Origin of the sequence: Streptomyces rimosus subsp. rimosus (genome assembly GCF_000720725.1) — a bacterium.
Taxonomy (GTDB): domain Bacteria; phylum Actinomycetota; class Actinomycetes; order Streptomycetales; family Streptomycetaceae; genus Streptomyces; species Streptomyces rimosus_A.
The window spans coordinates 1-12,106 of sequence record NZ_JOCQ01000165.1 but is presented as its reverse complement, the minus strand read 5'-3'; the positions used below and the strand labels follow the sequence as shown (position 1 = coordinate 12,106).

Below are 12,106 nucleotides of genomic sequence, written 5' to 3'. Positions count from 1 at the left end.
GCTGGTGCCGGGGGCCGGGGTGGGGCTGTGGCCTTCGTGGGGGCCGAGGCCGGCGCTGGGCTCGTGGCCGTCACGGGGGCTGGGGACGGCTGGGGTGCGGGGGGCGGCTTCGGGTTTCGGTGTGGGTTCCGGCGAGGGTTCGGGGCCTGGCTCGGGCTCGGCTTCGAGTCCTGGCTCAAGCTCGGGCTCTAGCTCCGGCTCAAGCTCCTCGGGCTCTAGCTCCGGCTCCGGCTCCGGCTCCGGCTCCGGCTCTGGCTCCGGAGTGATGATCTCTTCGTACGCGAACTCCGCCAGTGTCTTGGCGAGCAGCCGCCGTGCGGCCCGCTCCCAGGCCCGGCCGCTGTCGCTCTCGCCGTCGGGGTGGCCGTCGGTGGGGGTGCCGGTGCACGGGAAGGCGTGGTCGGCGTCGGCGGTGCCGTTGGCGCGCGGCCCGGAGTCGCCAGGATCGCCGGGATCGCCGGGGCCGGACGCGGGGCTATGGAGGGGTTCGGAAGAAGGTCGCAAGGCGGGACTCCTGGGGACGAGACCTGAGCTACACGGACAGTGCCTTGGGATAGGGGGTCAGGTGCGGAGACGCGGGCAGTGCGGAAGGGACGCGCGGGGCGGCCGGGGAGGCAGCCCGGGCCGGTGAGACGACCCGGACCGGTGAGACGGCGCGGGCCGGTAAGACGGCGCGGGCCGGTAAGACGGCGCGGACCAGTGAGACGGCGCGGACCGGTGAGACGGCATGGACCGATGGGAGTGGCGGGCAGGCCGGAGCCGCCGGCGTGTGGGCGACGGCGGCGGGCGCAGGTGAGGGGCGTGGTCACAGGAGGTGGCGGTGGACGCGGTCGCGGACCATGAGGGCGGCTCGTTTGGCGGGCAGGTCGAGCTCGTCGGCGTAGCGGAACCCGGCGCCGAGGAAGGCGGCGACGGACGGGATGTTGCGCAGGTCGGGCTCGGCGATGACGCGGCCGCACTGCGGGCGGTGGTCCAGGACGAGGTCGGCGGTGGCGCGCAGCAGCGCGGTGCCGATGCCGCGTCCCCGGTCGGCGACGCCTCCGATCAGCAGGTGCAGCCCCGTGTCGTGCGGCCGGGCCGGGTAGTAGCGGGCGACGGGGTCCAGGTCGGCGCGGTAGATCTCCCAGTAGCTCATGGGCACGCCGCCCAGTACGCCGAGGCAGGGCACGCTGCGCCCGTCGCCGTCGAGCTGGGCGCGCAGGTGGGCGGCGGTGATCTCCTCGGGCCCGGCCAGTTCCCAGAAGGCCGCGACGGCCGGGTCGTTCATCCAGGCGGAGATCAGCGGCAGGTCGCGCTCGATGCGTACGGGTACGAGCTGGAACGGGCCCGCGGCGGTGGAGGCCGGGCCCCAGTCGTTGATGTGGTCGAGCAGCAGGCCGCCGCGCGGGCTGTCGGCCGGGTCGGCGGACAGCGGCGCGTCGCTGAAGAGGGCGGTGATGTCGGGGGGCAGGTGCAGGTCGAGGGTGTCGTCGAGCGCGTCGTCCGGAGTGCCTTCGAGGGGGTGGTCGAAGGCCTTCTCGGACCCTGGGTCGATGCCGGATTCGGTGGGGGGCACGGCGGCGCTCTCTCCTTTCCGGGCCTCCTCACGAGGTCACGGGGCGGGCGGGCAGGAATCGGAGGTGCAGGGTGCGCGGGTGGAAGGGGCAGAGGTCAGAGGTCAGAGGTGAGAGGTCAGCGGTGGAAGGTCAGAGGTGGAGGGGGTTGGGGATGGTGACGTAGACGGACTGGGTGTCGACGGGGCCGACGAGTTCGTCCAGGCCGCGCAGCCGGGTCAGCAGGTTGGCTTTGCAGCGCAGGGTGCGGGCGTTCAGGAGCCGGCCGGGCAGGGGTGAGCGGTGTGCCGCGGGCCCGGTGGCGGCGTCGGTGAGGAAGCGCCGGAAGGCGGCGAGGAGCACGGTCTCGGCGGCCAGGCGCTGGGAGCCGAAGGCTCCGATGAGGCCGAGGACGTTGTTGATGCCGAGGTAGTAGGCGAAGCGCTCGTCGGTGACCTCGTCGGAGACGAAGGTGTCGCTGGTGGCGCCGATGCCGGGCAGCCGCCGCTCCAGGTCCGTACGGCGCGATTCGCGGAAGTAGTAGCCCTGGTTGTCGCGGTAGCGGCCGCCGACGGGCCAGCCGTTGCGGTCCAGCAGGACGAGGGTGTTCTGCTGGTGGGCTTCGAGGGCGACGCCGGCGGTGCCGTCGAGCCAGAGGACGGGGCGTACCACTGCTTCGAGGTAGCGCAGGAACCACTCGGTGGCGACGGCGCCCGCGGGCCGGCCGGTGCGGGCGGTGAGGCCGCCGATGACGTCGGCGAGCCGGGAGCGCAGGCCGGTGCGGCCGGGCCAGGGGCGCGGTGAGGTGAGGGCGGCGATGCAGACCGCGTCGTCGGAGTCGGCGAACGGGTTGTGCCGTACTACGACGTCCAGTCCGTGGACCGGCTCGCCGTCGGCTCCGGTGACGCCGAGCCACGCGGGGTCGCGGACGATGTCGAAGCCCGGGGCGCCGGGGAAGGCCGCCCGCCACTGGGCGGCGAGGCCGGTGCGGAGCAGCCGGTGCACTTCGACGCCGCGAAGCAGTTCCTTGCGGAGGTTGTCGCGGCGGGAGTTGGTGATGCGCAGGCCCAGGGAGAGCTTGAGCATGGTGTCGCGGCCGGGGCGGAAGAGGGTGCGGACGGAGGAGGTCGGGTGCCAGGCGGGGCCGCCGGGGCCCAGGTCGCGGAGGTGGCCCGAGGCGTACAGCGCGGCGATGTCCGGGCGGTGGGCGAGCTGGTGGGCCTGCCAGGGGTGCAGCGGCAGCGGCAGGGTGCCGGCGGGGGCCGGGGGCGCGCCTTCGGCGAGCCGGACGGCCAGCCGTTCGGCGGGTACGGTCCGGCCGCGCTCGGTCCAGGCCGAGTCTGCGGCGAACACGTCACGGTGGACGGCCATCCAGTGCAGGCGGAACGCGCCGCGCAGCTCCGGCGAGTAGGCACGCGTCTCGGCCTCGGTCAGGCCCTCCCGGCTCTTGGGGGTGGGGTGCATGGGGTGGCCGAAGAGCAGGGCCTGTTCGGCGGCGAGGAAGCGGGAGCCGCCGGGGTCGTCGGCCGGGGTGGCCCGGCGGTCCGAGAGGAAGGCGGCGGTGTGCCGTACGGAGTCGGCGACGCGCCCGACGAGGTCGGCGCTCTCGCTGTCCGTACCGCGGGGCCCGCCGCCGGTGTCCCCGCCCGCACCGCCGTGTACGGCCTCGCGGCGCAGCAGGGCGGCGAGGGTCACCGCGTCCAGGGGCGCGGCGTCGGCGGGGGCGCCTTCCAGTACGGGTGCGCCGAGGCGGTGCCAGCCGGTGTCCGACCAGTACAGGACGGGGACGCGCAGGGCCGTCGCGCCGGCGGCGAGCGGGATGCGCAGCCGGTCGCCGGCCGGGCGGGTCGTACCGCTCTCGCGGATCCAGCAGCGCAGCAGGCTCTCCGCGCCGGCACTGTCGGCGGCGACGGCCGGGTCCGGGTGCTCCAGGCGGTCGTGCACGGGGACGTGGTCGTGCGCGGGGAGCTGCAGGGCGGTCTCCTGGAGGACGGTTTCCTGCGGGGTGGATGTGAGCGGGGTCTGTTCCTGCGGGTCGGCTTCCTGCGGATCGGTTTCCTGCGGGGTGATGCCCTGTGGAGCGGTTTCCTGAGAAACGGCTTCCTGCGGGCGGCCGGTCTCCTGCGAATCGTCTTCCTGCGGGGCGGCTTCGTGCCCGGCGGCAGGTCCGGCCGCGGAGTCGAGCTCGTCGTCGGAGTGGACGGTGACGATCCGGGTGGCTCCGAGCCCGTGGCAGTCCTCGTGGCCGTGCCGTTCGTGGTGCCCGAGCCGTACCGCGCAGCCGGTGTGGCCGCCGTGCTCGCCGTTCTCCGCGGTGTCGTGGGCCCCGGCGCGCCGGTTCTGGCGCGGCACGGCCGGCTCCCGCAGCCGGGCCAGGGGTTCACGGGGCAGACGTCGCTCGTCGGCCGGAGTCCCGTCGGGGCCGGGGCGTTCGTTCATCGGGGTGTGCCTCGCAGGGTCGGCGCGGTTCGACGCGGTCTGGACGGTGGTGGGTCGGCAGGGATTCACGGGGCTGTGGCGAGCCGTGGGGCGGCGGCGTACGGGGTGGTGGGGCGCCGTGGGGCGGAGCAGCGGGTGGTGGTCACTCGTACGTACGGAGCGATGTACCGCCCCCGTCATGAGGGCACCTCAAGGGACGGTGCTTGCGCGGCCACCGGCGCGGGCCCCGCTTCCGCGCTCCCCGCACCTTTCGCGCCGTCCGCCCCCGCCCCCGCCCCCGCCCGCACCGCCGCCGTCAGCGCGTCGGCGAGACGGTCGAGGACCGCGTCCGCCTGCTCGTCGGTGAGGGTGAGCGGGGGCAGCAGCCGGATCACCGCGTCATGGCGGCCGCCCAGCTCGACGATCAGGCCCCTGGCCAGGCACTCCTGCTGGACGGCCGCGGCCAGCGCGGGGGCGGCCGGGCGGGCTCCCGCCGGGTCGGGGGCGGCGTCCGGGTCGGCCAGTTCCAGGCCGAGCATCAGGCCGCGGCCGCGTACGTCGCCGACGCAGTCGTGCTCCGCGGCGAGCCCGCCCAGCCGGGACAGCATGCGGGCGCCCAGGTCGGCGGCGCGCCGCGCCAGGCCGTTCTCACGGACGTACGCGAGGGTGGCGGCGCCCGCGGCCATCGCGAGCTGGTTGCCGCGGAAGGTGCCGGCGTGCGCGCCGGGGCGCCAGGCGTCCAGCTCCTCGCGGTAGACGATGACCGCGAGCGGCAGGCTGCCGCCGATGGCCTTGGACAGCACGAGCACGTCGGGCACCACGCCGCTGTGCTCGACGGCCCAGAAGGCGCCGGTACGGCCGACGCCGGTCTGCACCTCGTCCACGATGAGGGGGATGTCCCGCGTGGCCGTGATCTCGCGCATCCGGCGCAGCCAGCCGTCGGGCGCGGGGATCACCCCGCCCTCGCCCTGGACCGGTTCGAGGATCATTCCGGCCGGCCTGGCGATCCCGCTCTTCTCGTCGTCGAGGACGTTCTCCGTCCAGCGGGCGGCCAGTTCGGCGCCGCGCTCGCCGCCCGTACCGAAGGGGCAGCGGTAGTCGTACGGATACGGGAGGCGGGTCACGGAGGTGTCCCGCGCGCCCCCGGACGCGGCGAGCGCCCCCGCCGTCATGCCGTGGTACGCGCCGGTGAAGGCGGCGAGCCCGTCCCGGCCGGTGGCGGTGCGTACGAGCTTGAAGGCGGCCTCGACGGCGTCCGTGCCGGCCGGGCCGCAGAACTGGATGCGGCCGTGCTCGGCCAGTTCGGCGGGCAGGGTGGCGAACAGTTCGGTGACGAAGGCGTCCTTGACCGGGGTCGCCAGGTCGAGGACGTGCAGCGGGGCGCCGGAGTCGAGGACGGCGCGGATGGCCTCCAGGACGACCGGGTGGTTGTGCCCGAGCGCCAGGGTGCCTGCCCCGGAGAGGCAGTCCAGATAGCGGCGGCCGTCGGCGCCTTCGATGGTCAGCCCGCGGGCGCGCACCGGGACGATGGGCAGCGAACGCGCGTACGTACGGGCGGCGGACTCGCGGAGCGACTGCCGCCGCAGGATGCCCTCGTGGGCGGGAGGGGGTGACGTCGGCAGAGGCTGGGTCAAGGCCACGGCGGTTCGGTCCTCCTGCTGCTGAATCTTCTGTTGAACTGCGGGTGGGCCCGCCGCGCGCCGACGGCCCCTCCGGGTCGTCACCTCGCGCGCCGGGCCTGTTCCGTCGTCGGCGGACTCCGACGGGCCGGGGCTTTCCGGGGGACCGCCGGCGCCTGCTTCCGGCCACGGCCCAGCCGTCCCCCGTACGTATCAACGACGCGCCGGGCGGGAGAACACGGCCTGCCCGAAGATCCTTGCCGGGACGGCTCCGGACGGCTCCGGGACGGTGCCCGGAACCGGCGCGGGGGCTCCCGTACGGCCGGACGGGAACAGCCGTGCGCCCGCTCCCCGCACCCCCCTCCCACGAAGATCCCTCCATCCGGAACCGGGGACCCGCCCGCCGCCGTCCCCAACGGCACCGGCATAGTGGGGACCTGCCCCGGCTTTCCGGTGCATGACAAAACAGCAGATCCAGGCACGTCCGGAGCGCGCCGGAGCAAGACCGGCGCAACCGGCCGAGGTGCGGCAAGGCCGCCCGGGCCGGACAAGTTCACACGGCAAGCCTGAACAGACCAGGGGGAGTTCACCCATGCGATCCATACGTCGGCCGGTCCTGGCCGCGGCCGCTCTCACCGCGGTGGTGGCGCTGACCGCCACCGGCTGCGGCCCGGAGGGCAACCAGGCGGACGGCAAGCCCAGCCAGTCCGCCGATCAGGGCAGCGCGGGCGGGGGTGGCTTCACGATCCCCAAGGACATCCAGGACAAGCTCAAGGAACACGGCGTCGACCTGGACAAGTGGAAGAACGGCGAGTGGAAGAACTGGGACAAGGACAAGTGGCTCCGCGAGGCGAGTGAGTTCATCAACCCGATCATCAAGGGCCTGTGGGACCCGGACCGGGCGAGCAAGGCCAAGCCGCCGAAGGAGCCGACGCCCAAGGACATCTCCGGTGACCAGGGGCGGACCGACCCGGAGCCGCGACCGGTGCAGGCCAAGGCGGTCAAGCCGCCGTTCGGCCGGAACGCGCCCGGCCTCGGCAAGATCTTCTTCGACACGCCCGAGGGCCACGCGGTCTGCTCCGGCGCGGTCGTCAAGGACCCGGCGCACCCGGGCAAGTCGAACCTGGTGTGGACCGCGGGCCACTGCGTGCACGCCGGCAAGAGCGGCGGCTGGTACCGCAACATGATCTTCGCCCCGTCGTTCAACGACAGCGGCAAGCCCGCGGCCCAGCTGGAGCACGCCACGCGTGAGCAGATGTTCCCCAAGGGCGTGTGGTGGGCCGACGGCGCGTCGACCTCCAACCAGTGGATCAGCCAGGGCGGTCCGCAGGGCAACAGCGTGCCGATGGCGCCGTACGACTTCGCGATCATGCACGTGACACCGGAGAAGGGCGCGGGCGACAAGTCCCTCGAAGAGGTCGCCGGCGGCGCGTACTCGGTGGACTTCAACGCCTCCGCGATCCCGGACATCTCCAGCATCACCGCGCAGGGCTACCCGGCCGAGGCGCCGTTCGACGGCTCGTCGCTGCAGCAGTGCACCGACAAGCCCGGCCGGCTGTCGCTGGCCGCCCAGAAGCCGACGATGTACCGCATCGGCTGCCTGATGACCGCCGGTTCCTCCGGCGGCCCCTGGTTCGCCAAGGGCTCGGACGGCAAGCCGGTCCTGGTGTCCAACACCTCGATCGGCCCGCGTCCGGCCGGCTGGCTGGCGGGCCCGCACCTCGGCCCCGAGGCCAAGAGCATGTACGGCGCGATGAGCAAGAAGTTCGCGTCGCAGTAAGCACGGCAGGCGAGGGCCCGCTCCCGGTTTCCGGGGCGGGCCCTCGTCACACAGTCGTATGCGCAGCTGTCTCCTGTATGCGAAGGCCCGCCCCCGTTCCCTTCCGTTCTAGTGGTCGTCGCAACACCCCACCTCAGGGGGTGCGATGGACTTCAAGATCCGGGAGCTTCGGACGGTGGCTCAGGGCCGCAAGCGGCTGCTGCGTGAGCGGGAGGCATACTCCCAGCTCGTGCGGCAGGGCCTGAGCAACAAGGAAGCGTGCCGGATCGTCGGCATCAACGAGAAGACCGGCCGTCGATGGCGCAACGGCCGAAGCGCCGACCGGCGGCAGAAGGCGGCACCTCCGATTCACAAGGAGGTGCCGCCTTCAGGGCCGTCCCGCTACTTGTGCGAGGCCGAGCGCATCCACATCGCCGACCGCCTGCGGGAGAGGGCATCCATCCGGCAGATCGCCGCCGAGCTGGGCCGCAGCCCCTCCACCATCAGCCGGGAAATACGCCGCAACGGCATGCCCTTACGCGGCGACACCTCCCGCTGGGCCTACCGCCCTCATGCCGCACAGAGCCGCGCTGACGCCCGTCGGCCCCGCCCCAAACCCAGCAAGATCGGACAGAACACCGAACTGCGGGACTTCATCCAGCACCACCTCGAACGCCGCTGGAGTCCCGAGCAGATCTGCCACGCTCTCAAGTCACGCTTTTCCGACCGGCCGGAGATGCACGTGACCCACGAGACGATCTACCAGGCTCTTTATGTCCAAGGCCGCGGTGAACTCCGCAGGGAGCTGGCCCGGGCCCTGCGGACCGGACGCACCTACCGGCGCACCCATCGCAGCTCCACCAAGCGCCAGCCCCGCATGGCATCCAACATGGTGATGATCAGCGAGCGCCCGGCGGAGGCCGCCGACCGGGCTGTTCCCGGGCACTGGGAGGGCGACCTGATCATAGGCAAGGGACACAAGTCCGCGATCGGGACGCTGGTCGAACGCTCCAGCCGCTTCGTCGCCCTGGTCCACCTGCCCGAGGGCCGGCAGCCCGCTCAGGTGCGCGACGCGCTCATACGCACCGTCTCGGCCCTTCCCGCCCAGCTCAGACGCTCGCTCACCTGGGACCAGGGCTCCGAGATGCACCTGCACACGCAGTTCAGCACCGCGACGGACATGCCGGTCTACTTCTGTGACCCGGGCAGTCCCTGGCAGCGCGGCTCGAACGAGAACACCAACGGCCTGCTGCGGCAGTACTTCCCCAAGGGCACCGACCTGTCCGCCCATGCCGCCGAAGACCTGGCGGCCGTCGCCGCCGAACTGAACAGCCGACCACGCAAAACGCTCGACTGGGAAACCCCAGCCGAGCGTCTCGCTAAGCTCCTGGCCACAGCCAGTTGATCACCGTGTTGCCACGACCCCTGGAATTCGCCTCCCGGGTGCGGGCCTTCGTACTGCCTACGGCGTCGTGCTCACCGCGTCCTGCCTACGCCCGCCGCGTCACGCGGCCGGTACGTACGGCTGGAACTCGGCGGCCAGTTCCTCGTGGACGCGCGCCTTGAGGACGGTGCCCTCCGCGACGTGCTCCTCGGAGATCACCTCCCCCTCGGCGTGCGCCCGCGAGACCAGCGCGCCCTGGGTGTACGGCACCAGCGCCTCGATCTCGACCTGCGGACGCGGCAGCTCCTCGTCGATCAGGGCGAGCAGCTCGTCGATGCCCTGGCCCGTACGGGCCGAGACCGCGATCGCGTGCTTCTCCCGGCGCAGCAGCCGCTGGAGGACCAGCGGGTCGGCGGCGTCCGCCTTGTTGACGACCACGATCTCCGGGACGTCGGTGGCGCCCACGTCGCGGATCACCTCGCGCACGGCGGCGAGCTGCTCCTCGGGCACCGGGTGCGAGCCGTCGACCACGTGGAGGATGAGGTCGGAGTCGCCGACCTCCTCCATCGTGGAGCGGAACGCCTCGACGAGGTGGTGCGGCAGGTGGCGGACGAAGCCGACGGTGTCGGCGAGGGTGTAGAGCCGCCCACTGGGCGTCTCGGCCCGGCGCACGGTCGGGTCCAGGGTGGCGAACAGCGCGTTCTCCACCAGGACGCCGGCCCCGGTCAGGCGGTTGAGCAGGGAGGACTTGCCCGCGTTGGTGTAGCCGGCGATGGCGACCGAGGGGACCTTGTGGCGGCGGCGTTCCTGCCGCTTGATGTCCCGGCCGGTCTTCATCTCCGCGATCTCCCGGCGCATCTTCGCCATCTTCTCGCGGATCCGCCGCCGGTCCGTCTCGATCTTGGTCTCACCGGGACCACGGGTGGCCATACCGCCGCCCGCCGAGCCGGAGCCACCGCCACCCATCTGCCGGGACAGCGACTGACCCCAGCCGCGCAGCCTGGGGAGCATGTACTGCATCTGCGCCAGCGAGACCTGCGCCTTGCCCTCCCGGGACTTGGCGTGCTGGGCGAAGATGTCCAGAATCAGGGCCGTACGGTCGACGACCTTGACCTTGACGACATCTTCCAGGTGGATCAGCTGGCCGGGGCTCAGCTCACCGTCGCAGACCACCGTGTCCGCGCCGGACTCCAGGACGATGTCGCGCAGCTCCAGGGCCTTTCCGGAGCCGATGTAGGTGGCCGGGTCGGGCTTGTCACGGCGCTGGACGACGCCGTCGAGCACCAGCGCGCCGGCCGTCTCGGCCAGCGCGGCCAGCTCGGCGAGGCTGTTCTCCGCGTCCTGCACCGTGCCGGAGGTCCAGACACCGACCAGCACCACGCGCTCCAGGCGGAGCTGGCGGTACTCGACCTCGGTGACGTCTTCGAGCTCGGTGGACAGTCCCGCCACGCGGCGCAGCGCGGCGCGCTCCGTGCGGTCGTACTGCTCGCCGTCACGCTCTCCGTCGATCTCGTAACTCCAGGCGACGTCCTCTTCCATCAGGGCGTCGGCCCGCAGGCTCTCGGAGAGGCGCTGTCGGTCCTGTGGAAGGGAAGAAGAGGAGGTCATTTGATCCTTTGCATCGTTGGAACGTCCCGGGGCCGCGCGGCCCCGGAACCTGCGTTCGTGACAACGTCCGGAGGGCCCGGGAAGATTCCCGGCCGCCCCGTCGTCGGCCAGACGATGGTCGCACGGCCGCCGGAAGCCGTCACGCGGGTTTTCCGTGCGAGGCCGCGGGGGGCGTCTTCGCGGGTGCGGCGGCCGGTGTCCTCCCGTGCTTCCCGGGCTTGGCCGCGGGCTTCGCGCCGGGCTGCCGCACGGGCGGGTGCGGGGTCTTGTAGGTGCTCTTCCAGTCCGGGTGGCCCGGCATCGGCGGGGTCTTCGTGTCGTACAGCCAGCTGTGGAAGAAGCCGGTGAGGTCCTGGCCGGAGACGCGGGAGGCCAGCGCGACGAAGTCGGCGGTGCCCGCGACGCCGTCCCGGTGCCGGGTCACCCAGGCGCGTTCCAGCCGGTCGAACGCGGCGTGCCCGATCTTGGCGCGCAGCGCGTACAGGACGAGCGCGCTGCCGTCGTACATCACGGGCCGGAAGATGCCGGTCTTGTTGCCGGGGGACGGCGGCTTCGGCGCGCCGGGCGGGCCACCCTCGCGCCGCAGCCGGTCCGAGACGCTGTAGGCGCGCCGGGTGCGCTCGTCCATGGACTTCCTGGCGTGCTCGTGCGCGTACAGCTCCTCGTACCAGGTGGCGTGCGACTCGTTGAGCCAGGCGTCCGACCAGGTGCGCGGGGAGACGCTGTCGCCGAACCACTGGTGCGCCAGCTCGTGCACCATGATCGCTTCGATGTACCAGCGGGGGTACTGGCCGTTCGTGAACAGCCGCTCCTCGAAGAGCGAGAGGGTCTGGGTCTCCAGCTCGAAGCCGGTCTCGGCCTGGGCGAGCAGCACGCCGTACGACTCGAAGGGATAGCGGCCGGCCTTCTTCTCCATCCAGGAGAGCTGGCCGGGTGTCTTGGCCAGCCACGGTTCCAGGCGCTTGCGGTCCGCGGCCGGTACGACGTCGCGCAGCGGCAGGCCGTGCGGTCCGGTGCGGCGGACGACCGCGGAGCGCCCGATGGACACCTGCGCGACCTCGGTGGCCATGGAGTGGGCGGAGCGGTAGACCCAGGTGGTGGCCGGGACCGCCCGCGCCTGCCGGACGTCGTGTCCGGTCCGCTTCCCGCCCGCGTCCGGCGCGGTCCGTACGGTGCCCGGGTAGCGCGCCACCGGCAGTCCGTTGGCGACGACCGTCAGGCCCTTGGGCGCGGTGACGCGGAAGGTGTAGAGGGCCTTGTCCGACGGGTGGTCGTTGCCCGGGAAGATACGGTGCGCGGCGTCGACCTGGTTGGCCATGGCCAGCCCGTCCTTCGTCCGCAGCCAGCCGTCCTCGCGGCCCGCTCCCTTGCGGGGGCGCGGGTCGCTGGTGTGCCGGACGACGATGCGCAGCGGGGTGCCGGCGCGTACGGCTTTATGGGGGGTGACGATCAGATCCTCGCCCCGCATGACGTGGGCCGCGCGCCGGCCGTCGACCTCGACGGAGCGGACGGTGCCGTGCGTGAAGTCGAGGTTGATGCGCTCCAGGCGGGCGGTGGCGCGTGCGGTGATCTTCGTGACGGCGTCCATCGGCCGGTCGTTGCGGCCGGGGTAGGCCAGGGCGATGTCGTACGCGCGCACGTCGTAGCCGGGGTTCCCGAGGTGCGGGTAGAGCCGGTCGCCGACGCCGAGCGGCGCGGCGTCCGGCAGTCCCGCGGCGACCAGGGTGGCGGCGGCGAGCAGGCCGAGAGCGGCCCGGCGGCGGGCGGCCCCCGGGCGGGGGCGGGA

Annotated in this window: 7 protein-coding genes and 1 pseudogene; 2 read left to right on the top strand and 6 right to left on the bottom strand. The window is 73.0% G+C overall.

From position 1 onward, the window contains the following. From IH45_RS1000000149645 to IH45_RS0140905, 4 genes and pseudogenes are all read right to left on the bottom strand, one after another. Window positions 1-504: pseudogene (locus tag IH45_RS1000000149645) on the bottom strand (hypothetical protein); the annotation flags it as partial. 301 nt (window positions 505-805) lie between these two features. Next, a complete protein-coding gene (locus IH45_RS0140915; protein WP_030681579.1) occupies window positions 806-1,555 on the bottom strand; it encodes a GNAT family N-acetyltransferase in 750 nt (249 codons plus the stop codon). Window positions 1,556-1,685: 130 nt separating this feature from the next. Next, entirely contained in the window at window positions 1,686-3,971 is a 2,286-nt protein-coding gene (locus IH45_RS0140910; RefSeq protein WP_050515548.1) for an IucA/IucC family protein, read from the bottom strand. A gap of 176 nt (window positions 3,972-4,147) precedes the next feature. Continuing rightward, window positions 4,148-5,590 carry a diaminobutyrate--2-oxoglutarate transaminase family protein gene (locus tag IH45_RS0140905; RefSeq protein ID WP_030681574.1) on the bottom strand — a complete coding sequence of 481 codons (1,443 nt, stop codon included), beginning with the start codon at window positions 5,588-5,590 and terminating at the stop codon, window positions 4,148-4,150. A gap of 571 nt (window positions 5,591-6,161) precedes the next feature. Between IH45_RS0140905 and IH45_RS0140900 the strand changes: the two genes are divergently transcribed. Then, entirely contained in the window at window positions 6,162-7,349 is a 1,188-nt protein-coding gene (locus tag IH45_RS0140900) for a trypsin-like serine peptidase (protein ID WP_030681571.1), read from the top strand. A 145-nt stretch (window positions 7,350-7,494) separates the two neighbouring features. Beyond that, entirely contained in the window at window positions 7,495-8,733 is a 1,239-nt protein-coding gene (locus IH45_RS0140895) for an IS30 family transposase (RefSeq protein ID WP_030681567.1), read from the top strand. Window positions 8,734-8,832: 99 nt separating this feature from the next. On the opposite strand, the gene hflX is transcribed toward IH45_RS0140895, so the two are convergent. Next, on the bottom strand, window positions 8,833-10,320 hold the full coding sequence (gene hflX / locus IH45_RS0140890) for a GTPase HflX (protein ID WP_030681564.1): 1,488 nt from the start codon (window positions 10,318-10,320) through the stop codon (window positions 8,833-8,835). Window positions 10,321-10,459: 139 nt separating this feature from the next. After that, complete coding sequence (locus tag IH45_RS0140885; protein WP_050515549.1) at window positions 10,460-12,061, bottom strand: M1 family metallopeptidase; 1,602 nt, start codon at window positions 12,059-12,061, stop codon at window positions 10,460-10,462. Between the last annotated feature and the right edge of the window lie 45 nt (window positions 12,062-12,106).

Excerpts from the sequence above, each read along its gene's own strand:
- IH45_RS0140910 (WP_050515548.1), bottom strand. The coding sequence starts at position 3,971 with ATGAACGAACGCCCCGGCCCCGACGGGACTCCGGCCGACGAGCGACGT.
- IH45_RS0140900 (WP_030681571.1), top strand. The coding sequence starts at position 6,162 with ATGCGATCCATACGTCGGCCGGTCCTGGCCGCGGCCGCTCTCACCGCG.
- IH45_RS0140895 (WP_030681567.1), top strand. The coding sequence starts at position 7,495 with ATGGACTTCAAGATCCGGGAGCTTCGGACGGTGGCTCAGGGCCGCAAG.
- hflX (WP_030681564.1), bottom strand. The coding sequence starts at position 10,320 with ATGACCTCCTCTTCTTCCCTTCCACAGGACCGACAGCGCCTCTCCGAG.